General features: G+C 62.1%; 21 protein-coding genes and 1 riboswitch. Of the genes, 9 read left to right on the plus strand and 12 right to left on the minus strand.

Annotation, left to right across the window (positions count from 1 at the left end; genetic code table 11):
• The first annotated feature begins 237 nt into the window (after positions 1-237).
• Positions 238-618, plus strand: coding sequence for a hypothetical protein (locus M728_RS07530; RefSeq protein WP_026623122.1), 381 nt, complete (start codon positions 238-240; stop codon positions 616-618).
• A 72-nt stretch (positions 619-690) separates the two neighbouring features.
• Here M728_RS07530 and M728_RS07535 read toward each other — a convergent pair whose 3' ends face one another.
• Positions 691-1,677 carry a DUF1775 domain-containing protein gene (locus M728_RS07535; protein ID WP_026623121.1) on the minus strand — a complete coding sequence of 329 codons (987 nt, stop codon included), beginning with the start codon at positions 1,675-1,677 and terminating at the stop codon, positions 691-693.
• A gap of 97 nt (positions 1,678-1,774) precedes the next feature.
• Positions 1,775-2,170, minus strand: coding sequence for a hypothetical protein (locus M728_RS07540; protein ID WP_026623120.1), 396 nt, complete (start codon positions 2,168-2,170; stop codon positions 1,775-1,777).
• Positions 2,171-2,340: 170 nt separating this feature from the next.
• A riboswitch (glycine riboswitch) is annotated at positions 2,341-2,428 on the plus strand.
• A gap of 143 nt (positions 2,429-2,571) precedes the next feature.
• Here M728_RS07540 and gcvT point away from each other — a divergent pair.
• From gcvT to gcvP, 3 genes are read left to right on the plus strand one after another with little or no spacing between them, the layout of a single operon-like run.
• Complete coding sequence (gene gcvT / locus M728_RS07545; protein WP_026623119.1) at positions 2,572-3,711, plus strand: glycine cleavage system aminomethyltransferase GcvT; 1,140 nt, start codon at positions 2,572-2,574, stop codon at positions 3,709-3,711.
• 16 nt (positions 3,712-3,727) lie between these two features.
• Entirely contained in the window at positions 3,728-4,090 is a 363-nt protein-coding gene (gene gcvH / locus M728_RS07550) for a glycine cleavage system protein GcvH (RefSeq protein WP_026623118.1), read from the plus strand.
• Entirely contained in the window at positions 4,090-6,954 is a 2,865-nt protein-coding gene (gcvP, locus tag M728_RS07555; protein WP_026623117.1) for an aminomethyl-transferring glycine dehydrogenase, read from the plus strand. Before gcvH ends, gcvP begins: the two co-directional genes overlap by 1 nt.
• A 111-nt stretch (positions 6,955-7,065) precedes the next feature.
• Here the strand turns inward: gcvP and sufA are convergent, their stop codons facing one another.
• The 7 genes from sufA to M728_RS07590 all read right to left on the minus strand — a co-directional run bounded on the left by sufA (position 7,066) and on the right by M728_RS07590 (position 14,127).
• Positions 7,066-7,458 (minus strand): Fe-S cluster assembly scaffold SufA, encoded by a 393-nt coding sequence (gene sufA / locus M728_RS07560; RefSeq protein ID WP_026623116.1) that lies wholly within the window; start codon positions 7,456-7,458, stop codon positions 7,066-7,068.
• Positions 7,459-7,557: 99 nt separating this feature from the next.
• A complete protein-coding gene (locus M728_RS07565; RefSeq protein WP_026623115.1) occupies positions 7,558-7,938 on the minus strand; it encodes an SUF system Fe-S cluster assembly protein in 381 nt (126 codons plus the stop codon).
• A 10-nt stretch (positions 7,939-7,948) separates the two neighbouring features.
• A complete protein-coding gene (locus M728_RS07570) occupies positions 7,949-9,190 on the minus strand; it encodes a cysteine desulfurase (protein WP_026623114.1) in 1,242 nt (413 codons plus the stop codon).
• 13 nt (positions 9,191-9,203) lie between these two features.
• A complete protein-coding gene (gene sufD, locus M728_RS07575; protein ID WP_026623113.1) occupies positions 9,204-10,481 on the minus strand; it encodes a Fe-S cluster assembly protein SufD in 1,278 nt (425 codons plus the stop codon).
• Positions 10,482-10,503: 22 nt separating this feature from the next.
• Positions 10,504-11,259, minus strand: a complete 756-nt coding sequence (gene sufC / locus M728_RS07580; protein ID WP_026623112.1) for a Fe-S cluster assembly ATPase SufC — start codon at positions 11,257-11,259, stop codon at positions 10,504-10,506.
• A 77-nt stretch (positions 11,260-11,336) separates the two neighbouring features.
• On the minus strand, positions 11,337-12,806 hold the full coding sequence (gene sufB / locus M728_RS07585) for a Fe-S cluster assembly protein SufB (protein ID WP_026623111.1): 1,470 nt from the start codon (positions 12,804-12,806) through the stop codon (positions 11,337-11,339).
• A gap of 154 nt (positions 12,807-12,960) precedes the next feature.
• Positions 12,961-14,127, minus strand: a complete 1,167-nt coding sequence (locus M728_RS07590) for a cysteine desulfurase family protein (RefSeq protein WP_026623110.1) — start codon at positions 14,125-14,127, stop codon at positions 12,961-12,963.
• A 222-nt stretch (positions 14,128-14,349) separates the two neighbouring features.
• Here M728_RS07590 and M728_RS07595 point away from each other — a divergent pair, with 222 nt between their 5' ends.
• Positions 14,350-15,027, plus strand: a complete 678-nt coding sequence (locus M728_RS07595) for an alpha/beta hydrolase (RefSeq protein WP_026614026.1) — start codon at positions 14,350-14,352, stop codon at positions 15,025-15,027.
• A 62-nt stretch (positions 15,028-15,089) separates the two neighbouring features.
• On the opposite strand, the gene M728_RS07600 is transcribed toward M728_RS07595, so the two are convergent.
• Both M728_RS07600 and M728_RS07605 read right to left on the minus strand, forming a co-directional pair.
• Positions 15,090-16,280 (minus strand): GGDEF domain-containing protein, encoded by a 1,191-nt coding sequence (locus M728_RS07600; protein WP_026623109.1) that lies wholly within the window; start codon positions 16,278-16,280, stop codon positions 15,090-15,092.
• Between the two features lie 106 nt (positions 16,281-16,386).
• On the minus strand, positions 16,387-17,541 hold the full coding sequence (locus M728_RS07605) for an anhydro-N-acetylmuramic acid kinase (protein ID WP_026623108.1): 1,155 nt from the start codon (positions 17,539-17,541) through the stop codon (positions 16,387-16,389).
• Positions 17,542-17,707: 166 nt separating this feature from the next.
• Here M728_RS07605 and tyrS point away from each other — a divergent pair, with 166 nt between their 5' ends.
• Positions 17,708-18,961, plus strand: coding sequence for a tyrosine--tRNA ligase (tyrS, locus tag M728_RS07610; RefSeq protein WP_026623107.1), 1,254 nt, complete (start codon positions 17,708-17,710; stop codon positions 18,959-18,961).
• Between the two features lie 127 nt (positions 18,962-19,088).
• Here tyrS and M728_RS07615 read toward each other — a convergent pair whose 3' ends face one another.
• Positions 19,089-22,475, minus strand: a complete 3,387-nt coding sequence (locus M728_RS07615; RefSeq protein WP_026623106.1) for a DUF3971 domain-containing protein — start codon at positions 22,473-22,475, stop codon at positions 19,089-19,091.
• 540 nt (positions 22,476-23,015) lie between these two features.
• Between M728_RS07615 and M728_RS07620 the strand changes: the two genes are divergently transcribed.
• The 3 genes from M728_RS07620 (at position 23,016) to M728_RS07630 (ending at position 25,745) form a co-directional block, all read left to right on the plus strand.
• Positions 23,016-23,483, plus strand: coding sequence for a peroxiredoxin (locus M728_RS07620; RefSeq protein WP_026623105.1), 468 nt, complete (start codon positions 23,016-23,018; stop codon positions 23,481-23,483).
• Between the two features lie 16 nt (positions 23,484-23,499).
• A complete protein-coding gene (locus M728_RS07625) occupies positions 23,500-24,327 on the plus strand; it encodes a ferritin-like domain-containing protein (RefSeq protein ID WP_026623104.1) in 828 nt (275 codons plus the stop codon).
• 89 nt (positions 24,328-24,416) lie between these two features.
• Positions 24,417-25,745 carry a M23 family metallopeptidase gene (locus M728_RS07630; RefSeq protein WP_026623103.1) on the plus strand — a complete coding sequence of 443 codons (1,329 nt, stop codon included), beginning with the start codon at positions 24,417-24,419 and terminating at the stop codon, positions 25,743-25,745.
• The last annotated feature ends 122 nt before the right edge of the window (positions 25,746-25,867 follow it).

The raw sequence follows: 25,867 nt of genomic DNA on the forward strand, positions 1-25,867 counted from the left end.
TTGTACATGCTGCTCAACCGTCGGTATAGAAATTTGCGTGTAGTGGAGAGCAAACGCTGCGCAGCCCTCGACGATGTGGTTGCCTCCTCGCCTTCGGTCTCTCCAACAAGCTCCGCAACTTGTTCTCAGCTCCAGCCGCCAAATACTAGGATTTGCCTAAAGTCCGAGCACTCGACTTCACCAGGCCGCAAGCGAAATCTGGCACAGGAAGAACATTCGTAATCCAGGGTGAAGAGGATGACCCAGGTCGTTACCGTTTCCGCGACGACGGCGGCTTACGCGGCGGAAGCCGTCAAGCCATCCGCGCGCGTGCGCGGCGATGGTCCGACCGATGAGGCGATCACGCTCCTTTCGGTCGGCAAAGAGCCGCCGCGCCACCAGGAAGCGATCTCGGCAATAAGGAGCGCTCTGCCCCTGGCACTCATGTTGATCAGCGCCAACCGTCGCCCGCCGCAGGAGAGCGAGGCCGAGGCGTTGCGCCGCTACCTCGAATATATGGAAGACGAAGAGAGTGGCGACCAACAGGGGAGCCGGCCGGACGAGAATCCGGCCGAAGACGAAGGGCAGCAAAGCGACGAAATCGCCGAGATGCTCGACCGGTTCATTCAAGGAAAATGAACCGGTCGGAACGCGGCCTCGCGCGAACCACGGGTCGCGCGTTGCGAGCTCAACTGTCGCCGCTCGGACTGACTATTTATGCTCATGACCGGGCGTATCGTGACCGCTTGCGGCGCCGACCGGCAGGGCGTAGTCCACTTTCCCAGCCTTCTCGAAGGTGAGTGTCACCGGCACGCTATCGCCCTCAACGAAGGGCTGTTTCACTTCCATGAACATCAGGTGCAGGCCGCCGCTCTTGAGTTCGATGGTCTCGCCGGCAGGGATCGCGATGCCATCGTCGAGCTTTCGCATCCTCATGACGTCGTTCTCCATCGTCATCTCATGCAGTTCGACGCGTCCGGCGGCCGGGCTTTCTACGGCAAGCAGCCGGTCGTCGGTGCTGCCGTTGTTCTTGACGACGAAGCCGCCGCCACCGACCTTGGCGCCCGGAAGCATCGCCTTCACCGCCCCGCCCGAGATCTGGAGATCGCCGGCCTCAACCGGGCCGGCAGTCACTTCCTGTCCCTGCTTTCCGCCATGGCTCGCATGCTCATCTCCGCCGGCAAGCGTTACCGTCACGGTCGGCGCCGGGTTCTCCAACGAATGGGCGTCCTGCCCCTTGGCCGGTACCTCATCCCAGACGACCTTGCCGTCGGCGCCACAGAGTTGCGCTGTCGGAAAGGCGAGCACGGTTTCCTGGTCGAAGCCCGAGAGTTTTCCGCGGATGACGAATGTATCGTAATATTCATCAGGCAGATTGCCGCCCTTCCAGCGGATCTCGACTGGACCGGACGAAACCTTCGTCCCGTGATTGTCGTAGGTCTTCTGATAGTCTCCCTCGATAATTTCGACTTGCCAGCCCGGCTTGGGCTGCGGCTTGGCGAAGACAAACCCCTCGGGCAGCTTCACCTGCACTTCCGTCGTCGCCTTGCCGTCGCAGCCGTGCGGCACCTGCAGGACCGCTTTGAAGGTCTTTTCGGCGGGCGCTTTGTCGACTTCGAACGTCGCATGAGCATGAGCGAAACCGGCGGCAGCGAGCGTCAGCCCGGTGGTGAGAAAAGCAAATCTGATCTTGGTCATGTCGTAATCCCCGAACCACGCGCCTTCAAACGAGAAGCTTCGGCGCTCGTGGTCGATACCGCCTCAGCGGCTATGATAGTGGAATCGTTTCAGTGCGTTACGACAGACGCGGAGGGCCGCGGGAAGGCGGCAGCAGGCGCAGGGGCGCTAGCGCTGCATCTGCCTCAACGATTGGTGCTTTTGCAAGCCAGTTGCCCTTTTCGGCTGGCATGTTTTCGCCAGTCGGCATCGGCAGGAGGACGGTAGCCGCGAGACGGCAGGCTTCGCAGATCGGGGCGCTTGAAGACGACTTGCCACGCCCCGCGTCATGGTCGACGCCTTCGGTGCCGAAGCAGATATCGGCGAAGGTGCCATCGGGAAGAAGATATTCGGCGGACGTCGCGAGATTTAGCCCCTTCGCAGGGGCCGGCTTGTGGGCAAAGGAAAGAAGGGCGAGTGCAAAGGCTGCGACCAGCCGCACCGCTATCCGCCATTTTTTCCCACGCCCTATCATCTTCGCCTCGTTGTCCCGTTTCTCGTTACCCCACAACCGGCAGGATTTGCAAAGGCTGATTTGTCGCAGCGTGCTCCTCCCCGCGGATGATGGTGAAGCGACGGCGACAAAAATATGTTCGGTCGCGACATAGGCACTTGCCAAAATCCGGCCTTCACCGTTATCTGGAGACGACCTTGTTGGGAGAAACCGGTTCGATCCGGTGCCGAAGGAGCAACCGCCCCGGAAACTCTCAGGCCAAAGGACCAGCAAGGTGCCGGTAGGACTCTGGAGAGAAGCGTTTACGCTCGCCGAAGGGATAACAATCTCAGGCAAAGGGACAGAGGGGGCTCGAATTTGTCGGCGTTTTCACGCCGGTAGTGTGAGCCGGCGCGCGAATGCGCCAGACCTGGAGGCCGGACTTGGAAGACCTTTCCCATCTGAAGCACACGCCATTGCACGCGCTGCACCTCTCGCTTGGTGCGCGCATGGTGCCCTTCGCCGGCTATGAAATGCCGGTGCAGTACCCGGAAGGCGTGCTGAAGGAACACCTACATACGCGGGCCGCAGCCGGTCTCTTCGACGTCTCCCACATGGGGCAGATCGTGATTCGCCCGAAATCCGGGCGGATCGAGGATGCGGCGCTCGCGCTCGAGCGGCTGGTGCCGGTCGACGTTCTCGCTCTCGCTGAGGATCGCCAGCGCTACGGACTTTTCACCAATGCCGAAGGCGGAATCCTCGACGATCTGATGATCGCCAACCGCCGCGACCATTTCTTCCTCGTCGTCAACGCTGCCTGCAAGGATGCCGATTTCGCGCATCTGAAGAGCGGCCTCGGCGACACTTGCGAGGTCACGCTCCTTGACGACCGCGCCTTGCTCGCCCTTCAGGGGCCACGCGCCGAAGCCGTGCTCGGAGAGCTTTGGGCGGATGTCGCCTCGATGCGCTTCATGGACGTGACGGAGGCAGACCTCCACGACGTGAGCTGCATCATCTCGCGCTCCGGATATACCGGTGAGGATGGCTTCGAGATCTCGGTTCCCGCGGCCTCGGCGGTGGATGTGGCGCAGCGCCTGCTGGAACACCCAGATGTGATGCCAATCGGTCTCGGAGCGCGTGATTCGCTTCGCCTTGAGGCCGGTCTTTGTCTTTATGGCAATGACATCGACACCGGGACGACGCCGGTCGAAGCTTCGCTCGAATGGGCAATCCAGAAGAGCCGGCGAGCCGGCGGTACGCGGGCCGGCGGTTTTCCGGGCGCGGACCGGATCCTTGCCGAATTTGCCGACGGTGTCAGCCGTCGCCGCGTCGGGCTGAAGCCGGAAGGCCGAGGGCCGGTTCGCGGTGGGGCCAAGCTTTTCATCGATGCGGAAGGCGAGCAGGCGGCCGGTACCGTCACATCCGGCGGCTTCGGCCCGAGCGTCGATGGCCCGATCGCCATGGGCTATGTCGATGCCGAGCATGCGAAAAACGGCACCAGGCTTTTCGCGGAGGTGCGCGGCAAATATCTGCCCCTCACCGTCTCTGCCCTGCCCTTTGTCAAACAAACCTACAAGCGCTGACCCAGGAGAAGTGCGTATGCTGAAATTCACAGAAGAACACGAATGGCTGAAGATCGAGGGCGACATCGCGATTGTCGGCATCACCGAACACGCAGCGAGTCAACTCGGCGATCTCGTCTTCGTGGAGCTGCCGGAAGCCGGTGTCGCTTTCTCCAAAGGCGACTCGGCCGCGACCGTCGAATCCGTCAAGGCGGCGTCGGACGTCTATTGTCCGCTCGACGGCGAAGTGGTCGAGGTCAACCAGGCGATCGTCGACGATCCCTCGCTCGTCAATAGCGACCCGCAGGGCGCGGCCTGGTTCTTCAAGCTGAAGCTTTCCGATCCGAGCTCAGCTAACGCGCTTCTCGACGAGGCGGCCTACAAGGAGCTTATCGGCTGATGAGCATGCCCAAGGACTTCACCTTTACCGACTACAAGCCTTACGATTTCGCCAATCGGCGCCACATCGGCCCCTCGCCGGCCGAGATGGAAGAGATGCTGAGGGTCGTCGGCTATCCGAGCCTCGACGCGCTGATCGACGACACCGTGCCGCCGTCGATCCGGCAAAAGACCCCGCTTGCCTGGGGCACGCCGATGACGGAGCGCGAAGCGCTCGACAAGCTGCGCGAGACGGCGAACCGCAATCAGAAGCTCGTCTCGCTCATCGGCCAGGGCTACTACGGCACGATCACGCCGCCGGTGATCCAGCGCAACATTCTGGAGAACCCGGCCTGGTACACCGCTTACACGCCCTATCAGCCGGAAATCAGCCAGGGGCGGCTGGAAGCGCTGCTCAACTATCAGACGATGGTCTGCGATCTGACGGGCCTCGATGTCGCGAACGCCTCGCTGCTCGACGAGGCGACGGCGGCTGCGGAGGCCATGGCCATGGCTGAGCGTGTCGCCAAGTCGAAGTCGAAGGCTTTCTTCGTCGATGAGAACTGCCATACTCAGACGATTGCGCTTCTGAAGACCCGGGCCGAGCCGCTCGGCTGGCAGGTGGTCGTCGGCGATCCCTTCAGGGATCTGGACACCGCGAGCGTTTTTGGCGCCATCTTCCAGTATCCCGGCACTTACGGCCATGTTCGCGACTTTTCGGGCCTGATCGCGAAGCTGCATGAGCAGGGCGCAATCGCCGCCGTCGCAGCCGATCCGCTAGCACTGGCGCTTCTGAAGTCTCCAGGTGAAATGGGCGCCGACATTGCGGTCGGTTCGACCCAGCGCTTCGGCGTGCCGGTCGGCTACGGCGGTCCGCACGCCGCCTATATGGCCGTCAAGGATGCCTATAAGCGCGCTATGCCCGGCCGCCTCGTCGGCGTGTCGGTCGATTCGCGCGGCAATCGCGCTTACCGCCTGTCGCTGCAGACGCGCGAACAGCATATCCGCCGCGAAAAGGCGACGTCCAACATCTGCACCGCCCAGGTGCTGCTTGCCGTCATGGCCTCGATGTATGCGGTCTTCCACGGTCCGCAAGGCATCAAGGCGATTGCCCAGAGCGTGCACCAGAAGACCGTGCGCCTCGCCATGGGGCTCGAAAAACTCGGCTACACCGTCGAGCCGGACGTTTTCTTCGACACGATCACCGTCGAAGTCGGCAAGCTGCAGGGCATCATCTTGAAGACCGCGGTCGCCGAAGAAGTAAACCTTCGCAAGATCGGCTCGACCAAGATCGGCATCAGCCTCGACGAACGCTCGCGGCCAGTCACGCTAGAAGCCGTCTGGCGCGCCTTCGGCGGCGATTTCAAGGTGGAGGAGTTCGAACCCGGCTATCGCCTGCCGCAGGCACTGCTCAGGACCAGTGATTATCTCACCCATCCGATCTTCCATATGAACCGCGCAGAAAGCGAGATGACGCGCTATATGCGTCGCCTCGCCGACCGGGATCTCGCGCTCGACCGCGCGATGATCCCGCTCGGATCCTGCACGATGAAGCTCAATGCGACGGCGGAGATGTTGCCGATCACATGGCCGGAATTCTCGGAGATTCACCCCTTCGTACCGACCGACCAGGCACTCGGCTATCGGCACATGATCGAGGACCTGTCGCAGAAGCTCTGCACTATTACCGGCTATGACGCAATCTCGATGCAGCCGAATTCGGGTGCGCAGGGCGAATATGCCGGGCTGCTTGCGATCCGAGGCTATCACATCGCCAAGGGCGATGCCCATCGCGACGTCTGCCTCATTCCGACTTCGGCGCATGGCACCAATCCGGCCTCCGCGCAAATGGCCGGCATGAAGGTTGTCGTCGTGAAGGTGAGCGACGTCGGCGAGATCGACATGAACGATTTCCGCGCCAAGGCCGAGCAATATGCAGACACCCTCTCCTGCTGCATGATCACCTATCCCTCGACGCACGGCGTTTTCGAGGAGAATGTTCGCGAGGTCTGCGAGATCGTCCACAAGCATGGCGGCCAGGTCTATCTGGACGGCGCCAACATGAATGCCATGGTCGGCCTTGCCCGCCCGGGAGACATCGGTGCGGACGTCAGCCATCTGAACCTGCACAAGACCTTCTGCATTCCGCATGGTGGCGGGGGGCCCGGCATGGGGCCGATCGGCGTCAAGGCGCATCTGGCTCCCTTCCTGCCCGGCCATCCGGAAATCGGCGGGCATGAAGGCGCGGTTTCCGCCGCTCCTTTCGGTTCGGCGTCGATCCTGCCAATCTCCTGGAGCTACTGCCTGATGATGGGCGGCGAAGGCCTCACCCAGGCGACGAAGGTGGCGATCCTCAACGCCAACTATATCGCGGCACGGCTGAAGGGCGCCTATGACGTGCTCTACAAGTCGGCCAAGGGGCGCGTCGCGCACGAGTGCATCATCGACACGCGCCCGCTCGCCGAGAGCGCCGGCGTCACCGTCGACGACGTCGCAAAGCGGCTTATCGACTGCGGCTTCCATGCTCCGACGATGAGCTGGCCGGTCGCCGGCACGCTGATGGTCGAGCCTACGGAATCGGAGACAAAAGCCGAACTCGATCGCTTCTGCGATGCGATGCTGGCGATCCGCGAGGAAGCCCGCGCGATCGAGGAAGGCCGGATGGATAAGGTCAACAACCCGCTCAAAAACGCGCCGCATACGGTGGAAGACCTCGTCGGCGATTGGGACCGGCCCTATTCGCGCGAACAGGCCTGCTTCCCGCCCGGGGCCTTCCGCGTCGACAAATACTGGTCGCCGGTCAACCGAGTCGACAATGTCTATGGCGACCGCCATCTCGTCTGCACCTGCCCGCCTATGGAAAGCTACGCGGAGGCGGCGGAGTGAATTGAGCCGGAGGCGTGACCCGTGCACGCCCCCTCACGCTAGGCAAAGAAAAGCCCGGCTGACGCTGGGCTTTTTTCGCTAACATTCAATACAATAGACGTGCGCAGCCGCTCAGTTCGCGCGCACCACCGGATTGCCTTGAGCGGCAAGTGCCGCCAGGTCGGCGGGCTTCAGTTCCACCGATTCGCCGCAGCCGCAGGCGGATGTCTGGTTCGGGTTGCGGAAGGTGAAGCCCGACCGCAAGGCGGTCACTTCGAAATCCATCTGAGTGCCGAGCAAGTAGAGCACGGCTTCCGGCGCGACCCAGACCTTGGCGCCCTCATATTCGACGAGATCGTCCTTGGTATTGGGATCGGTCACGAGATCGACGGCATATTCCATACCGGCGCAACCGCCCTTCTTGATGCTCAGGCGAATGCCCTTGGCATCACCGCCGGCATTCTCGACGATCGACCGGACGCGGCCAGCAGCGGCGTCGGTGAGGCTCATTACGGCAAAGCCCATAGGCTCTTTCTCCTTCATATCACCGGGTTAAAGGCCCGGCGCTTTCAGAATTCAAATGTAATGCCCGTGTGTTAACGGATCAATATGCGGCCCACGGGCTCAGTACCAGCCGAGCGCCACTTGCGCCTCTTCCGACATGCGGTCCGGCGTCCACGGCGGGTCGAAGGTCATTGTCACCTCGACGCCCGAAACGCCCTCGACAGCGCCGACAGCGTTCTCAACCCAGCCCGGCATTTCGCCGGCAACCGGGCAGCCGGGTGCCGTCAGCGTCATGTCGATCCTAACCATACGGTCGTCTTCGATGTCGATCTTGTAGATGAGGCCGAGTTCGAAGATGTCAGCCGGAATCTCCGGGTCATAGACCGTCTTCAGCGCGGCGATGATGTCATCGCTAAGACGCGCGAGCTCCTCGGCCGGAATGGCCGAATGCACGATGCCTTCGCGGACATCGATCTTTTCTTGCGTTTGCTCGAGACTCATATCCGTCTCCCTAAGCGAAAAACTTGCGCGCATGTTCGAGCGCGTCCGCCAGCGCGTCGACCTCGGCCCGGGTATTATAGAGACCGAAGGATGCACGGCATGTGGAGGTGACGCCGAAGCGTTTCAAGAGCGGTTGCGCGCAATGGGTGCCTGCCCTGACGGCCACGCCCGCGCGATCGATCACCATTGAAACGTCGTGCGAGTGGATGCCGGCGATCTCGAAGGAAAAGATGCTGCCCTTGCCGGGAGCGTCACCGAAGACGCGGAGGGAGTTGACCGACGACAGGCGCTCGCGGGCATAGGTGGTGAGGTCCGCCTCATGCGCCCGGATCGCTTCCCGGCCGAGCTTCTCCATGTAGTCGAGCGCATAGCCGAGCCCGATCGCCTGAACGATCGGCGGCGTGCCCGCCTCAAAGCGGTGCGGCGGATCGTTGTAGGTGACACGGTCCTCGGTCACTTCCTCGATCATCTCACCACCGCCCTGGAAGGGACGCATTTCCTTGAGCCGCTCTGTCTTGCCGTAGAGTACACCGACGCCGGACGGGCCATAGAGCTTATGGCCCGTCATCACGTACCAGTCGCAATCGATGTCCTGGACGTCTACCGGCATGTGGACCGCGCCCTGGCTGCCATCGACGAGCACCGGAATGCCGCGCTCACGAGCGATGCGGCAGATCTCCTTCACCGGCACCACGGTGCCGAGCGCATTCGACATATGGGTGATGGCGATGAGCTTCGTGCGCTCCGTCAGGCAGTTGACGAAATCCTCCACGTGGAACGCGCCGTCGTCATCGATCGGCGCCCAGACGAGCTTCGCACCCTGGCGCTCGCGAATGAAATGCCAAGGCACGATGTTGGAATGGTGCTCCATGATCGAAAGCACGATCTCGTCGCCCTCGCCGAGCTTCGGCATGCCGTAGCCATAGGCGACCGTATTGATCGCCTCAGTCGAGGACTTGGTGAAGATGATGTTCTCCACCGATGGCGCATTCAGGAAACGACGAACCTTCTCGCGCGCCCCCTCATAGGCTTCCGTCGCGGCATTCGATAGGAAATGCAGGCCGCGATGGACGTTGGCGTATTCTTGGGCATAGGCATGGGCGACTGCATTGATGACGACCTGCGGCTTCTGCGCCGATGCGCCGTTGTCGAGATAGACGAGCGGCTTGCCGTAGACAGTCCTCGAAAGGATTGGGAAATCCCTTCTGACTGCTTCGACGTCATAGGTAGGCACCGGCACAGTATGTTCCATGTCCTTCGTCCAATCAGGCGTGTTTTTCGAGCCAGGCCGAGATCACGCCTTCCAGTGCCTCGACAAGCGCTTCGTCATCTTCCAGTTCCTCGACGATCTCTGCGACGAAGGCGTTGACGAGCATCGCACGCGCCTTGTTCTCCGGAATGCCGCGAGCGAGCATGTAGAAGAGTTGCGTGTGATCGATATCGATGACCGTTGCACCGTGACCACACTGCACGTCGTCTGCGAAGATTTCGAGCTCCGGCTTTGCGGAGAAGTCTGCTTCGTCGGACAAGAGTAACGTGTTGCACGACATCTTCGCATCGGTCTTCTGCGCGTCCCTGGCGACCAGGATCTTGCCCTGGAACACGCCTTTCGCCCGATCGAAAACGACGTTGCGGATGATCTCGCTCGAGGTCGTGTGCGGCACGGCATGGGTGAGCGTGAAGGTCACGTCCGTGTGGCTGTCGCCGCCGAGCAGGTTGATCCCGCGCAGCGTCAGATCGGCGCCCTCGCCGGTCGCCTTGCCATGCAGTTCCTGGCGCACCAGCTTGCCGCCGGCATTGATGACGAAGAGATGAAGCTTCGCGTTCTTGCCGAGGTCGAAGCGGATCTGGCCGAGATGCGTGTCTGCCGGGCCCTGCTGCTGCAGGATGATCCAGATTACGTCGGCGCCTTCGGCAAGCGTCACGTCGCTGACCGAGGAGACGAAGCTTGCTTCCGCATTCGTCGACAGGTGCCGCTCGATCACGGTCGCCTTCGAGCCGGCTCCGAAGGAGACGGGAAAGCGCGTATGCGCCTGACCGTGGCTCTGGGCGACCTGGATCTCGATCGGCGCTTTGAATTCCGCACCCTCGGCGACCGCTATTTCAAGGCCGCCACGCACGAGGCCGCCATTGATCCGGCCGATCGTGTCGTCGGCGCCGAGCACGGCAAGCCCGGCCACGGCCGAACCATCGATGAGGGCATCCGTATAGGAGCGCGCGGTCAGGCCTTCGGGAACGCTCTTGAGGTCGGCCTGACCATTGCGTACCGAAAGCACCGACGAGCCCGGAACAATCGGATCGACGCGGTCGGCAAAGGCGGACGGATCGGCGGAAGGCACGGCCCGCAGCAAGGTGCGCAGGTCCGTATAATGCCAGGACTCGATGCGCCGCGTCGGCAGACCGGCGGTCTTGAGCTCGTCTACCAGCGTGTCGCGAAGCGACAGCACGGCACCGTCGCCGGGCAAATCCCCGATCTGCGCGGTATAGGCATCGACGAGCGCTGTTTCGGCCGCCGTCATCTTGATGGCCTGTTGCATATTCATTCGAACACTCCTTCAACAGGCGTCAGGCTGCCGCCTCGATGATATCCGCGTAGCCGTTGGCTTCGAGTTCGTGCGCGAGCGTCTTATCGCCGGACTTGATGACCTGGCCTTTGTAGAGGACGTGGACCGAGTCCGGAACGATGTAGTTGAGCAGGCGCTGGTAGTGCGTGATGACGACGACGGCGCGATCCGGCGAACGCAGCGCGTTGACGCCGTCGGCGACGACCTTGAGCGCGTCGATGTCGAGGCCGGAGTCGGTTTCGTCGAGAATGCAGAGCTTCGGCTCAAGCAGCGCCATCTGCAGGATTTCCGCGCGCTTCTTCTCACCGCCCGAGAAGCCGACGTTCAGCGGACGGCGCAGCATTTCCGGCGCGATCTTGAGCTCGGCGGCGGCCTCCTTGACGCGACGCATGAATTCCGGCGTCGTCAGTTCGTCTTCGCCGCGATATTTGCGCTGCTCGTTCAACGCCACCTTCAGGAACTGCATGGTGGCAACGCCGGGGATTTCGACCGGATATTGGAAGGCGAGGAAGATGCCCTTGGCCGCACGCTCGGAGGCGTCGAGTTCCAGGATGCTCTCGCCGTTGTAGAGGATGTCGCCTTCGGTCACTTCATAGTCTTCGCGCCCCGAAAGGATATAGGAGAGAGTCGATTTGCCGGAGCCGTTCGGGCCCATGATGGCAGCGACCTCGCCGGCCTTCACGGTCAGGTCCAGGCCGCGGATGATTTCGGTTCCATCTTCGGCGATGCGCGCGTGCAGGTTCTTGATTTCAAGCATTTCAAATCGTCCTCTTGGGCGAATGGTTTCTCGCGCGCAAACCCATGCGCGCCGGTTCAAATCATCGGGCCAGGGTCTTAACCAACCGAGCCTTCCAGCGATATGCCGATCAGCTTCTGCGCCTCGACGGCGAATTCCATCGGCAGTTCCTGGATAACCTCTTTGACGAAGCCGTTGACGATCAGCGCGATCGCCTGTTCTTCCGGGATGCCGCGCTGCAGGCAGTAGAACAGCTGGTCCTCGGAGATCTTCGACGTCGTCGCTTCGTGCTCGAACTGCGCCGTCGAGTTCTTCGCCTCGATATAGGGCACCGTATGCGCGCCGCACTTGTCGCCGATCAGCAGCGAGTCGCACTGGGTGAAGTTGCGGGCGTTCTCCGCCTTGCGGTGGGCCGAAACCTGGCCGCGATAGGTGTTATCGGAGACGCCGGCGGCAATACCCTTGGAGATGATGCGGCTCGACGTGTTCTTGCCGAGGTGGATCATCTTGGTGCCCGAGTCGACCTGCTGGTGTCCATTGGAAACGGCGATCGAATAGAACTCGCCGCGCGAGCCGTCGCCGCGCAGGATGCAGGACGGGTATTTCCAAGTGATCGCCGAACCGGTCTCGACCTGGGTCCAGGAGATCTTCGAGTTCTTGCCGCGGCAATCGCCGCGCTTGGTCACGAAGTTGTAAATGCCGCCCTTGCCGTGCTTGTCGCCCGGATACCAGTTCTGCACCGTCGAATACTTGATCTCGGCGTCATCGAGCGCGATCAGCTCGACGACCGCGGCGTGGAGCTGGTTCTCGTCGCGCTGCGGAGCCGTGCAGCCTTCCAGATAGGAGACATAGGCGCCTTCGTCGGCAATGATCAGTGTCCGCTCGAACTGACCCGTATTCCGCTCGTTGATGCGGAAATAGGTCGAGAGCTCCATCGGGCAACGCACACCCTTCGGCACATAGACGAAGGAACCATCGGTGAAGACGGCAGAGTTCAGCGTCGCGTAGAAATTATCCGACTGCGGCACGACCGTGCCGAGATACTTCCTGACGAGATCCGGATGCTCCCGCATCGCCTCAGAGATCGACATGAAGATCACGCCCGCCTTCTTGAGCTCTTCCTTGAAGGTGGTGACGACGGAAACGGAATCGAACACCGCATCGACGGCGATCTTCGACTTCTCGACGCCGGCGAGGATCTCCTGCTCTTTCAGCGGGATGCCGAGCTTCTCATAGACCTTCAAGAGCTCCGGATCGACCTCGTCGAGCGACTTCGGCCCGGTCGTACCCTTCGGTGCGGCATAGTAGTGGATCTCATTGAAGTCGATCTTCGGATATTTGACGCGCGCCCAGCTCGGCTCGTCCATGGTCAGCCAGCGGCGATAGGCCTCGAGGCGCCATTCGAGCATCCATTCCGGTTCGTTCTTCTTGGACGAGATCAGGCGGATGATATCTTCGGACAGGCCTTTCGGAGCCTTGTCCATCTCGATCTTCGTCTCGAAGCCGTATTTGTACTGGTCCACGTCGATCTGGCGGACCTGATCAATGGTTTCCTGCACGGCAGGCATGTCGTTCTCCAATCTCGCCGGATAAAAGGTCCGGTGGCTTGTCAACGCGGTGCAAATTCTGCGCACCGCTTATGTAATGGCTAAAAGGCGGTTTTCACCCCATTTGCCAAGCGGAAAATTGCTTTTCCGCAATTTCCTTCAATCCCTTCCGCCGTCAGGCGGCCTGCCCGGTCGAGCGACGTCGCGCCGCCACTTTCGCGAACACGGCGGCGCCGCGCTCGATCTCCGCTTGCGTCGTCCGCTCGCCGATCGAAATCCTCAGCGCACCCTGGCGTGGGTCATAGCCCATCGCCGTCAGCACATGACTCTGTCCTACCTTGCCGGAGGAGCATGCGGACCCTGCCGAGAGCGCCACGCCTTCAAGATCGAAAGCGATCTGCCCCGTCTCTGCCTTCAGGCCGGGCAGCGTAAAGAAGGACGTGTTGGCGAGCCGCGAAGCGCCGCGCCCGTGGATCACCACATCCGGCGCGTGGGACTGCATTTCCGCCTCCAGGCCGTCACGCAGGGCCGCTACCGCAGCCATGCGCTCATCGATGTTACTTGCCGCGGCACGGGCCGCGGCCGCGAAACCTGCCAAGGCCGGCGCATTCTCGGTTCCCGAACGATGCCCCTTTTCCTGTCCGCCACCGCGGATCAGCGGTGCGGGCATCATGATCTCGCCACGGGCGACGAGCGCCCCCGCTCCTTTCGGACCGCCGATCTTATGCGACGAGACGATAACGAAATCGGCGCCAAGAGCCTCGATCGAGAGCGGCACGCGGCCGGCCGCCTGTACCGCATCGACAACCAACAGACCGCCATACGCACGGACGATGGCGGCGACCTCGGCGACGGGCTGGATGATACCGGTTTCGTTATTGGCAAGCATCACTGCCACCATCGGCAAGCCGGCCTGACGGTCGTGCGCCTGAAGCGATGTTTCCAGTGCCGCGCAATCGACAATGCCGGAGCCCGTCACAGGCACCTCACAGACGTCTTCGCGAGCGAAACGGCCACCCTCCCGGACGGCCGGATGCTCGATCGCCGAGACATAGAGCCTGCCGATCTTGAGCGGCGTGCGCCCCATGCGGAATTCCGGCGTCAGCACCAGATTGGCCGCTTCGGTCGCGCCGCTGGTGAAAATCACCGCCGAGGCTTGCGCGCCGCAGAGGGTGGCGACATCACGCCGGGCAGATTCAATGAGGGCGCGGACCGTCCGACCTTCGCCGTGCACCGATGACGGATTGCCGATGTGGTCGAGCGCTGACAGAACGGCCTCACGCGCTTCCGGCAGAAGCGGCGCCGTGGCGTTCCAGTCCATATAAATGCGCTGTCCCGACATTGCTTCCTTTGCCTGAGCGAACGGCTCATCCCTATGAGCTACGCCGTTGCATTTTCCTTGAATTCTCCGCGCCGCTTGCCTTATGAGACGAAGCGCATGCGGAATGTCCGCACCGAAGTTTTGAACGGTTCTAAAGTAGGTTTTAGAAAAGCTGACTGCTTTAGTCAAGACAGCTCGGCGCTAAGAACCACGATTTGAACCAGAAACATTCCCGGAGAGCCAATGCCCGAAATCATCTTCAACGGACCGGCCGGTCGCCTCGAGGGCCGTTATCAGCCTTCGAAGCAGAAGAGCGCACCGATTGCGATCATCCTGCATCCGCACCCGCAGTTCGGCGGCACGATGAACAACCAGATCGTGTATCAGCTCTTCTACATGTTCCAGAAGCGCGGCTTCACCACCTTGCGCTTCAATTTCCGCGGTATCGGGCGCAGCCAGGGTGAGTTCGATCACGGCGCCGGCGAGCTTTCCGATGCGGCGTCCGCGCTCGACTGGGTGCAGAGCCTCCACCCCGATTCGAAGAGCTGCTGGGTGGCCGGCTATTCTTTCGGCGCCTGGATCGGCATGCAGCTCCTGATGCGCCGTCCGGAAATCGAGGGCTTCATGGCGGTGGCGCCGCAGCCGAACATCTATGACTTCTCGTTTCTGGCGCCCTGCCCCTCATCCGGCCTGATCATCAACGGCGATGCGGACAAGGTCGCGCCGGAGAAGGACGTCAACGGTCTCGTCGAGAAGCTAAAGGCGCAGAAGGGCATTCTGATCACGCACAAGACAGTCCCCGGCGCTAACCATTTCTTCAACGGCCAGATCGAAACCCTGATGGCGGAATGCGAGGACTATCTCGACCGCCGCCTCAATGGCGAGCTGGTGCCGGAGCCTGCGGCCAAACGCATTCGCTAATACCTGCTGAGCTAATTCGGACGGCCCGGAGATCCGTGATCGGTTTCCGGGCCGCTTTGCACCTATGATCTTGCTCTACGTGGATTTGCGAAGACGTGCACCGGCGCCTCGGCGCATTCCACCCGGTTTCTCCCGCCCGCCTTGGCGGCATAAAGCGCCTTGTCGGCCCGCTGCATCGCCATCTCCAGCGGTTCTTCAGCGGCAACGACCGCAACGCCAAAGCTCGCAGTGACCGCGGCTATCTCCGGAAGACCATTGATCCGCGTCGAAGCGATCGCTGCACGCATGCCATGAGCGAGCACCCGGGCGTCAGCCGGCCCGATCCGCGGAAGAAATACAGCGAACTCCTCGCCCCCGAGGCGCCCCGCCACAGCCCTGCTCGGCATAAGCTCGCGAAGTACGCGCGAGAATTGCCGGATCACCTCGTCGCCGGCGTGGTGGCCGTATGTGTCATTGACCAGCTTGAAGCGGTCGAGATCAGTAAGGATCAGCGTGCCGGGACCGTCATCGCCTCCATCCTGCAAGAGCGGAGCGACTCGATCAGCAAAGCCGCGACGATTGCAGAGACCGGAAAGCGCGTCGAGCTCCGAACTTGCTCGTGCCTCGTCGATGATTTCCTTGACCATCACCCCAAGTATCGCCATGCCGGTTGCCACGATCAGCATGGCGCCCAAGGCCTGCGATATGAGCGCGAACGGGCTTGCGAGGTAATCCGCCGCCGTGGTGCCCGATCCGGCCGCGATCGCAGCGTAGACCTTCACCATGTAATAGATGGCGCTGAGGGCCAGAAGACAGAACAGAGTCCAGTCAGCACGGGAGCGGCGTTCGGACCGGATGATGGTCGACGCGGACCAAGCTTGCACCAGACAGAACGGCATCTGATAGAAGAAGGCGTGCTTAAGCGTTCCGCGAGGAAGGTCGTAAATGAGCAGATCGAGCACCACCGAGCCGGCAAGAATGGCTACCGCGAAAGGCAAGCTCGCCGGGACTCGGTAGAAGAACCCGAGGCCGAAGCGGATCAGGATGAAGCCCGCAAGCACGCTCGCAAAGGCGCCGACGGCAAAAAGCTTCGGCACGAGCGAGAACGGCAGCACGGTCTCGAAGACGGCAGAGAGCGAGGCGACTGCGAAACCACAGGCGCACCAGATCGGCGGCCGCTTCGCCTGACTCTTCACCGCGACAACCAAAAAAGCCACGACGAAGACCTGGGCAATGATGAAGTTCACCGCCAGCAGGGAAATCGCACCACCCATCGACAGAATCCAAACCTCAGCCGCAGTTCAATCGATCCGCGACTCTCGCGTCTCTGGACCGTAAAGCAGCTTAGCGAGCGTGCACGAAGAAACCATTAAACGAGACTCAGCCTTGTCCCTTCGGAGCATCGGCCGGCTTCGATGCCAAGCGCCCGCCGCTTACGGGTCGGCTAACGCCCGTCGTTGCCGGAAATGTCAGGGGCAGTCCCGCGAGGGATCGAACGGCCAAGTAGCCCCAGGCCTCCGCTTCCATGGAATCGCCGTTGAGCCCCAGTGCCTCCGCCGCAACTACTCGCCCTTCCGCCGCCTCCGCAAGCGAGCTCAGATCGCACATGACGACGGCGTTGAGACGGCCACCTCCGCAGATGATGTAAGTCTTGGGCGCTGTCGGAAGGTGTCGCGCGGACCGGATGATGGCGGCCGCCGTCACGTAGGCGAGCGTACGCGCTCCGTCCTCGAGGCTCGCCTCATTGCCCGCCGGCGGCACGAAGTCGTTGCGGTCGAGCGAGCGGCGTTTTTCGGCGGTGAAGAAGGGATGGGAAAGGTAACGGCCGGCAAGCTCGGCAAGAACACGACCCTCGCTCGCGATCATGCCGCCCTGATCGTAGGGGATGCCGGCATGGGCCTCGACCCATTGGTCGATCAGGGTATTGCCCGGCCCGCTGTCATAGGCGACGAGCTCATCACCGGCGCCGATGAAAGTGAGATTGGAAATGCCGCCGATGTTGACGAAGACGACGGGTGCACTGATTTCCCGTCTTGCCGAGAGGCCACGCGCCAGGGCCGCATGATAGGCCGGAATAAGCGGCGCTCCCTGGCCGCCATGGGCCATATCATTGGCCCGCATGTCATAAACGACGTCGATTCCCGTTTCCCTCGCGAGCAGGTTGCCGTCGCCGATCTGCACCGTCAGCGCTTCATCAGGACGGTGCAGCACGGTCTGCCCGTGAAAACCTATTACATCAACGTTTTCCGGTAGAACGTTGTTATCCCTTAGGAAGGTCCCGACAGCATCGGCATGGCGCAACGTCAGGTCGCGCTCCAGATCGGCGAGCGACCCTGGCCGTTCATCTCGCTTGGCAATCGACCTCGCATCCTCGAGGCCGCGCTTTAGGCGATCCCGGAATCGCGCGTCATAGGGGTACCCGGCCGCGGGCCCGCGGCGCACGGCGGTCTGGCCATCCGTTTCAACGACCGCGACATCGATCCCGTCCATGCTCGTGCCGCTCATTAGGCCGACCGCCGTCAACATTTTCCCCATGCACGTCCTCCGCTGGAATGTCTGATCGGACCGCGATGCCGGTCGAACGCCACGAATAGCTTTGGGCCTTCATAGCAAATCGGCGGCCGAGCAAAAACGTGCACTTTCGGCGAAACAATGATAAAGGCCCGCCGCAGACGTTCTACCCAGCCGAAAGAAACAGGTTATGTCCGAGTTCAAGTCCGATTTCCTCCACACCCTCAAAGAACGCGGATTCATCCATACCACATCGGATGATGCCGGCCTCGACGAGCTGTTCCAAAAGGAAACCGTGACTGCCTATATCGGCTTCGATCCGACGGCTCCGAGCCTGCATGCGGGCGGCCTTATCCAGATCATGATGCTGCACTGGCTTCAGGCGACGGGGCACCGGCCCATCTCGCTTATGGGCGGCGGCACCGGTATGGTTGGCGACCCGTCATTCAAGGATGAAGCCCGCCAGTTGATGACGCCCGAGACGATCGCTGCCAATATCGCGAGCATCAAGACGGTCTTCTCGAACTACCTACGCTATGGCGACGGCCCGACTGATGCATTGATGATCAACAACGCCGATTGGCTGCTCGGCATCAACTATCTCGAATTTCTTCGCGATGTCGGCCGGCACTTCTCCGTAAACCGGATGCTTTCGTTCGACAGCGTGAAGACGCGTCTCGATCGCGAGCAGTCGCTGTCCTTCCTCGAATTCAACTACATGATCCTGCAGGCCTACGACTTCGTCGAGCTTTGCAAACGCACCGGATGCCGCCTGCAGATGGGCGGTTCGGACCAGTGGGGCAACATCGTCAACGGCATTGATCTCGGCCATCGCGTGGGAACGCCGCAACTCTACGCCCTCACCTCGCCACTGCTGACGACAGCCTCCGGTGCGAAGATGGGCAAATCGGTGAACGGCGCCATCTGGCTCAATCCCGACATGCTCGGCCCCTACGACTTCTGGCAGTACTGGCGAAACACCGAGGACGCCGACGTCTCCCGCTTCCTCAAGCTCTATACGACGCTGCCGATGCCGGAAATCGATCGGCTGTCGAAGCTCGGCGGTTCGGAGATCAACGAGGTCAAGAAGATCCTGGCGACCGAAGTCACCGCCATGCTGCACGGGCGCGCAGCCGCCGAACAGGCGGCCGAAACGGCGCGCAAGACCTTCGAGGAAGGCGCGCTCGCGGAGAACCTCCCATCGGTCGACGTCCCCGCCCCCGAGCTCGAATCGGGTGTCGGCCTGTTGAGCCTCATGGTGCGAGCCGGCCTCGCGGGTTCGAACGGCGAGGCCCGGCGGCACGTTCAAGGAGGAGCCGTCCGCATCAATGATGACCAGATCAATGACGAGCGCCGGGTCGTCGGGAGCGGCGACGTGACCGACGACGGCATCATCAAGCTCTCGCTCGGCAAGAAAAAGCACATGCTCGTGCGGCCGGTCTAAAGCGCGTCGCGCTTTAGGTCTTATCTCGTGCATGTCGTTGTCCCAAAACCGCTGCACACTTTTGGGCGACATGCAGTGCGACGAGGGATACGAAACGAGCTCAAGGCCGGCGCTGCGCCGGCCCTTCTTATTGGAACTCGAAAATATTGCGGAAGACCCCCGGCGCTATGATCGAGAGGGGGTTGATCGTCAGATGCGGCTGATTGAACGGACCGGTGAGCTTGAAAGTGATGCCGAGCAGGCCACGGTCGCGGCCGTTGCCGAGCAGAGCGCCGATCAGCGGCAGTTCACCGAAGAGCCTGTTCAGGCCATAGGCCGGCATGAAGGTTCCGGTCATATCCATCCGGCCATTGGCGTCTCTGATCGTCCCCTGGAAGGTAGCGCCGACGTCGACGCCACGTAGCACGCCGCTGCCGACACGGATCGTGCCGCGGTCGAGAAGGAGCTGCGCAAAGCCGCGCTCGAACTGCGCCGTGCTCACATCGATATTGCGCCGCACCGCTTGATTGAGGCTGCGCCCGTCTTCGCCGGCCGGCGTCGAGACCATCGATTGCAGCCTCTGTTCTCCGACGAGGGAGAATTTCCTGACATCCACCGTGCCGCGCCAGGAGTTGCCGCCGCGATCGCGAAGCCGCAGGTTGAGGAGGCCGCCACGCATGTTGCGGTAGATGTCGGTGAAGCGCGCGAAGGCACCCGCATCGCTTGTCGTCAATTCGAGCGTGTTGTCCGCACCGGCCTTCACAAGTCGCGCCACAACGGCTTGGCCACTCGCCGTCAACGCCGAGAGATCGATATCGTCGATCAGCGCGCCGCGTTTCGCATAGGCAAAGCTTACATTGGAGAAAACCTCACCGTTGAAGCCGGTAACCCGGTCGAGCCGCGCATTGATCTTCACGTTGCCGCCGTCGCTGGAGCCGGTTTCTTGCTTCGCGCGCGCGAGCGCTGGTCTGAGGTCCGCAGCCGAGCCTGTGAGCGCGACCGTGTAGCCGCCTTTGCCGCGGTCCACGTTCACCGCGAAGTCGTCGCCCTTGGTCAGGCGGACACCGCTCAGCCGGGCCGAGGCCAGACCCGCGTCGTCCACGCGCAGATCCCCGGCGGCGCCGAAGCCGTCGCCCGTAAGATGGAAATCGCCTATTTCGGTGATGCCTTCACTGGCGTTGACGGTGAACTGCGCATGAGCGGCGATGCCGGCCCCCTTGCTCCAGCCGACCCAAGGCAAGGATAGCGAGGCCCTGCCGAGATCAGCCTTGACGGATTGGCGGCCGTCTTCGGTAAGCGATACATCGACGCCGATCGGACCGCTCACGATGCCAGACAATGCCGGGGCGATCTTTGCGCGCGCCGCATCGTCGAGCGTTCCGGAGATTTCACGTGTTCTCGTCACATTCGCCTTGGCGTCCACCGGTTCGGTGAGCGCGATCCGCATCTTCGCGCCGTCGATCAGGGCGTCCGCCTGAAGCACGGCTTGCGCATTGTCGATCCGCATCGTTCCGGAGAGATTGGCGATCGAGCGCTCGGCGACCGGACGATTGATGGTGACATCCTCAAGCTGCATTTCCACCTGCCACAGCGGCGTAGGCGGCTTCTGGTCCGATATGAGCCCGAACCGCGCGCCGACCAGCGCCGTCATCGGTCCGGTGAAATCCTCAGGCACAAAAGGCGTCTTCTGCAGCGCCTGGATGGGCCTGTAGCGCACGAGTTCGGCTATGGCGTCGGCTTGCCCTCCGACGTTGATCTTCATTTCCGCCATCAGCGGCTTGGCATAGACGTCGGGAATGATGAAATCGCCGCCGTCGAGTGCGACGGAGCGGCCGGAGGGGAAATAGGCTGCGCCCTTTCCGACCGCGACGGACATCCGCTCGCCGCTCAGGTTGAAGCGTCCGGACGTATCGCGGAGCGGCGGAATTTCGCCCGCGATATTGATACGGGTATCATCGATGGCGAAGTTGATGTTGAGCTCTTTCTCGTTGAGCCTGAGGTCGCCGCCGCTGTCGGCGATGCGCCCCTCCGGGATCGAGACCTCGATGCGTGCATCGGTCACGATGCCGCCGAAGAGATTGCCGATCGCCCAGCGGCGGGCACCCTTGGCGAGCCACCAAGGCCACAATTGCTTGACGGCCGTCGAATGCATCCTGTCGCTGAGCGCAGCGAAGCTGATCTGCGGCGACGTCTTGCCGAACGAAGCCGAAAGCGAACCGACCATTGAGCCGAACGGGCTCGATATCGCCAACTGGTCGAAGATCAGCCGGTGAGTGTCGGCGTCGAAGCGCCCGCTCGCCTTGGCGTCGAAAGCAAGCGGCCGCTCCTGCATGTCTTCGGGATCCGAGCTCGCATCTTTAAGCAGAAGGTCGACTGCGAAGCCTTTCCGATCGGCCCCGGCGATCCTGTCGAGGTCGATCAGCGCGCCGGTGAAGGGAAACGTCGAGCGGCCTATCCTCACCATCGACGGCAGTATTTCTACGGACGCACGCTCGAAATCATAGGACACGTTCAGTTCCGAAGGCTTAAGAGCGGAAACGAGCCCGCCGGCATGGAATGAGCCCTCGGAAGTCCTGACGGCGACACTAAGCACCGGCTCCTTCCCATCCGTGGCGCGCGTGGCCTTCAGCATCACGTCGGCGGCCGCGTCGATGCCGAAGGCGTCCTCCTTGTCCAATTTGCCATGGTAGAGAAACGGCGAGAGCGGCAGGGCATCGAGCGTGGCCTCGAAAGCGGCGACCCGACCTCCGCTGCCGGGAGCCCGTGCCGAAAACCGCGCCTCTATGCCATCGACCGCGACCGTCCCGTCGATACGCATGGAACTGTCCGGGTCATGGCTGAACTCGAGCGTCCTTATCTCCACCGGAACCACGCGCCCGCGCGAGCCCGCGACCGACAGGCTGAAATCCGAAAGCAATACTGTTTGCGTCGCCCTGCCCGCAGTCAGCCGCGACATACGGTCGACCTGCGCGAACAAGCCTTCGAGCGCCTGGCCGACATCGGCGATGCGGATCTTGGTAAGGTCGATCGGCTCGCCGCGCGGCAATAGGCCCGTGTCGAGCTCGCCTCCTTCCGCTTCAAGCCTCGACACGGAGATGCGGCCGGTCATGAGGGCGAAGGGGTCGAGCGCGATCGAGATCGCGTTAAGATTGGCCAAGTGTCGGCCGGAACCGCTCTCCTTCAAGGTGACGCCGCGCGCCTTGAGCGCAAGCGCCCCGCCGCCCGTCATGCGCAGGACGGTGCTTTCGACGTCGGCGCTGTAGTTCTGGCCGAGAGCCCCGTTGAGTGCCGAGCGTGCGCGGGCGTTCAGCGGTCCATCGACGAGCCCGCTTTCAATCACAGCGAGAAGCGAGGCAATAGCGACGAAGGCGATAAGCGAGCAGCAAAGGAGGATCCTGCCGCAAAGGCGCAGGGCACTAAGCCTCGTCGGCGTGTGCACGATGACCGGGTCATGAGCTTGTGCCGAGGGCAACGCATGCAGCGCGACGATGTCTTCCTTGCGAAAGCAGAGCTTTTCGCCGCGGATATCACTCATCGGCGCGAGCGTCCTCGACCTGATTGTCAAAATGCATGTTTCCCGTCAGCCCGTTGCCACGTGCGAAGGCCGGTACTTCCTCTCGCACCATGTAGACCATAATTTATTGAACCGAGTCACCACGCTTCGCATCTCATCTGTGGAAAGCGCAGGGACAATTCCGTTTCCCCTCGGCATGCGACGAAGCATCAATAGTAGCTCCTACAGCGCCGCGCGTCTTATCAGACGCGCAAAGGTCGCTGTAGCGCTCTTGAACTGCTGCATGTCTTCTTAGATCGAGGTCGATCTAAGAAGACATGCAATAGCCAAAAAAGCCGTCCGGCACCTGTCAAAAACCTAGTACAGACCCCGCTGGACGGGCTCCGCCGATCTTCGATATGCCCTTGCTTCGATATGCCCCTTAGAGCCCTTCCCGGCTCGATAGAAACCCTTGGCCGCCGAGCAATCCGCTCCGTCCGAGCCGACAGAATGTTTCCATTGAGCCAGAAAAGGCTCTAACTGCGGAATGTCCACAAAACTTGGCGTAAGAAAGGTTTAATCATGGCAGGATTGGGACCAGGCGATGTCGCCCCGGACTTCGAGCTTCCCCGTGACGGCGGTGGTACGATTTCGCTTAGCGCGCTCCGCGGCAGACCGGTGGTGCTGTTCTTCTATCCCAAGGACGATACCAAGACCTGCACGGAGGAAGCCATTTCCTTCTCGGCACTTGCGGGGGAGTTCGAACGCGCGGGCGTCGCCCTGATCGGCATATCGCCCGATTCGGCCAAGAGCCATGACCGCTTCACCAAGAAGCATAATCTCGCGGTCGCGCTTGCCGCGGACGAGGAAAAAGCCGTGGTCAACGCCTATGGCGTCTGGGTCGAAAAGAGCATGTACGGACGCAAATACATGGGCGTCGAACGAACGACCTTCCTCATCGATCGTGAGGGCACCATCGTCCGCATTTGGGAGAAGGTCAGGGTTGCCGGCCACGCCGACGAAGTATTGGCCGCCGCCAAGACCATTTGAGCGGATCGGGCAAGCGATGACGACGCTTCCGCAATTCCAGAGCCTGCGCGGCGCAGCCGTCGAGGCGGTCCGCGCGGCGGACCTTGCCGTCAAGACAGAGCTTGCGCAGGAGGCCGCCCGTCGCTGGCAGGCGCGATCGCTGTCGTTACGCTCGCCGCTCGATCGCCCCGTTCCCGAGCGGCCCGGCCGTCCGGAGAGGCCGGTTCTGACGCCGCCGACCCAGGTCAAGCGGCGTTCGCTCGGTTCGCTCAAAGGGCGAATCGCCCTCCTCCATGCCATTGCTCATATCGAATTGAACGCGGTCGACCTCGCCCTCGATATCGTCGCACGGTTTGCTTCCGAGGCCGTTCCCAACTCCTTCTTCGACGGATGGATCCAGGTTGCCTTCGAGGAGGCCAAGCATTTTCGCATGGTCAGACAGAGATTGAATGATCTCGGCGCGGACTATGGCGATCTGCCCGCGCATGATGGTCTCTGGCAGGCCGCTCACGATACGCGCAACGATCTGACGGCCCGCCTCGCCGTGGTGCCGCTCATCCTCGAGGCGCGTGGTCTCGATGTCACGCCGGCGCTGCGGGCGAAGATGCGCGAAACCGGCGATCACGAAAGCGCCGCCGTCCTCGACGTGATCTATGAAGACGAAAAGGGGCACGTCGCCGTCGGGGCGAAATGGTTCCGCTTCCTTTGCGCGCGCCAGAGGAAGGACCCGGCCGCGACCTTCCAGGCGCTGGTGCGAGCGAATTTCCGCGGGCCGCTTAAGCCGCCGTTCAACGACATAGCGCGGGCGGAAGCGGGGCTGACGCCCTCCTTCTATCGCTCGATGACCGCGTCGACGAACATCTGACAAGGCGCCCACTCACGCTTTGTTAACCCTAATAAAGTGTAATCATTCCCTGGCAACGCGACTTGGTTCGCATCGGCGGGGGTGATGTGGTGTCTGTTCGGTCGGCAAACGGCGCCTTCGGAAAGCGCAGGCAAAACCACGTCCTGATCCTGGCGAGCGGCGACAAGGTCAGACATATGACGGTCAGTCCCTGGATGGTGGCGCTCGCCACCTCCGCCGCCGGCGTTTTCGCTGCCGGCTATCTTGCCGCTACCGCTTATCTCGTGCTTCGCGACGATTTGATCGGCGGCACGATCGCGCGTCAGGCGCGCATGCAGCATGAATACGAGGACCGAATCACTGCGCTTCGGGCGCAGGTGGACCGGGTGACCAGCCGGCAATTGCTCGATCAGCAAATCGTCGAAGAAAAAGTCGAAAAGCTCCTTCAGCGGCAGTTGGCGCTCAGCACCCGAACCGGCAAGCTTGGCGTATTGGCGGGAAGCGGGAAAGACCCGGACGATATCGGCCAGGAGGCCTCCGTGCCTGCCACGGAGCCGCTGGCCTACGAGCGCGGCGCCGACACCTCTGGCGGCATCAAGGCTATCGAAAAGATCATGGGCATGGCCGGTGAGGATGCAGAACCATCCGGCCGTCACGCTGCACTTGGCTTTGCTCCTTCCGCCGACGTGAACGAGAACGCGGAAAGTATCTCTGATCGGGCGGACCGGATATTCTCGAAGGCCACCCTGTCGCTCAAAGGCATCGAACACGACCAGATGGCCCATCTGCGACTAATGACGGACAGCGCGCGCAGAACGTCGGAGGCAATCAGGACGATTGTCGAACGCACGGGCTTCAGCCTCCCCGCGAGCCCGGAGGCGTCTGCGGCGGACGCCGCTAGGGAAACGGGCGTCGGAGGGCCTTTCGTCGAGCCGCAGGACGAGGATCGCTTCGACCAATCACTGGTTGCTCTGGATAGCGCGCTTGTCGAGCTCGACCGGACTCGCGACGCCGCACGGAGGCTCCCCCTCGCCAATCCTGCGCCGGCAAGCGACGTCACCAGCGGTTTCGGCAATCGGCCGGACCCTTTCCTCGGCCGTCTTGCGCTTCACGCCGGCATCGATTTTCGCGCGGCGATCGGGACACGCATCCGTTCTACCGCAGCGGGAACCGTAACCGCAGCCGGCCCGGCCGGCGGGTACGGCAACATGATCGAGGTCGATCACGGCAACGGGGTCTCGACCCGCTACGCCCATCTTTCCGTCATCTTGGTCAATGTCGGCGATCAGGTGAAAGCCGACGACGTAATCGGCAAGTCTGGGAGCACGGGACGATCGACGGGGCCGCATCTTCACTACGAGGTTCGCCTGAACGGCCAGGCGGTGGATCCAATGCGGTTTCTGCGGGCCGGAACGAAGCTCGCCGGCTACCTGCATTGAGGACTGGAAACTGCCGTCGGTGCCTTCCGTGCTTGACAAGAAATGCAACAGACGCGCACCTATTTACCTTCCGGCGCTTCAACGTGCTGGATTTCTTGACTTTCGACGGCTTTCGTCTTAAG

The sequence above is a fragment of the Ensifer sp. WSM1721 genome, from assembly GCF_000513895.2.
GTDB lineage: Bacteria > Pseudomonadota > Alphaproteobacteria > Rhizobiales > Rhizobiaceae > Sinorhizobium.

Excerpts from the sequence above, each read along its gene's own strand:
- sufD (WP_026623113.1), bottom strand. The coding sequence starts at position 10,481 with ATGAATATGCAACAGGCCATCAAGATGACGGCGGCCGAAACAGCGCTC.
- sufC (WP_026623112.1), bottom strand. The coding sequence starts at position 11,259 with ATGCTTGAAATCAAGAACCTGCACGCGCGCATCGCCGAAGATGGAACC.
- sufA (WP_026623116.1), bottom strand. The coding sequence starts at position 7,458 with ATGGGCTTTGCCGTAATGAGCCTCACCGACGCCGCTGCTGGCCGCGTC.
- M728_RS07620 (WP_026623105.1), top strand. The coding sequence starts at position 23,016 with ATGGCAGGATTGGGACCAGGCGATGTCGCCCCGGACTTCGAGCTTCCC.
- M728_RS07530 (WP_026623122.1), top strand. The coding sequence starts at position 238 with ATGACCCAGGTCGTTACCGTTTCCGCGACGACGGCGGCTTACGCGGCG.
- M728_RS07600 (WP_026623109.1), bottom strand. The coding sequence starts at position 16,280 with ATGGGTGGTGCGATTTCCCTGCTGGCGGTGAACTTCATCATTGCCCAG.
- M728_RS07565 (WP_026623115.1), bottom strand. The coding sequence starts at position 7,938 with ATGAGTCTCGAGCAAACGCAAGAAAAGATCGATGTCCGCGAAGGCATC.
- M728_RS07540 (WP_026623120.1), bottom strand. The coding sequence starts at position 2,170 with ATGATAGGGCGTGGGAAAAAATGGCGGATAGCGGTGCGGCTGGTCGCA.
- M728_RS07595 (WP_026614026.1), top strand. The coding sequence starts at position 14,350 with ATGCCCGAAATCATCTTCAACGGACCGGCCGGTCGCCTCGAGGGCCGT.
- tyrS (WP_026623107.1), top strand. The coding sequence starts at position 17,708 with ATGTCCGAGTTCAAGTCCGATTTCCTCCACACCCTCAAAGAACGCGGA.
- M728_RS07625 (WP_026623104.1), top strand. The coding sequence starts at position 23,500 with ATGACGACGCTTCCGCAATTCCAGAGCCTGCGCGGCGCAGCCGTCGAG.
- sufB (WP_026623111.1), bottom strand. The coding sequence starts at position 12,806 with ATGCCTGCCGTGCAGGAAACCATTGATCAGGTCCGCCAGATCGACGTG.
- gcvH (WP_026623118.1), top strand. The coding sequence starts at position 3,728 with ATGCTGAAATTCACAGAAGAACACGAATGGCTGAAGATCGAGGGCGAC.
- M728_RS07615 (WP_026623106.1), bottom strand. The coding sequence starts at position 22,475 with ATGAGTGATATCCGCGGCGAAAAGCTCTGCTTTCGCAAGGAAGACATC.
- M728_RS07535 (WP_026623121.1), bottom strand. The coding sequence starts at position 1,677 with ATGACCAAGATCAGATTTGCTTTTCTCACCACCGGGCTGACGCTCGCT.
- M728_RS07590 (WP_026623110.1), bottom strand. The coding sequence starts at position 14,127 with ATGTCGGGACAGCGCATTTATATGGACTGGAACGCCACGGCGCCGCTT.
- M728_RS07570 (WP_026623114.1), bottom strand. The coding sequence starts at position 9,190 with ATGGAACATACTGTGCCGGTGCCTACCTATGACGTCGAAGCAGTCAGA.
- gcvP (WP_026623117.1), top strand. The coding sequence starts at position 4,090 with ATGAGCATGCCCAAGGACTTCACCTTTACCGACTACAAGCCTTACGAT.
- M728_RS07605 (WP_026623108.1), bottom strand. The coding sequence starts at position 17,541 with ATGGGGAAAATGTTGACGGCGGTCGGCCTAATGAGCGGCACGAGCATG.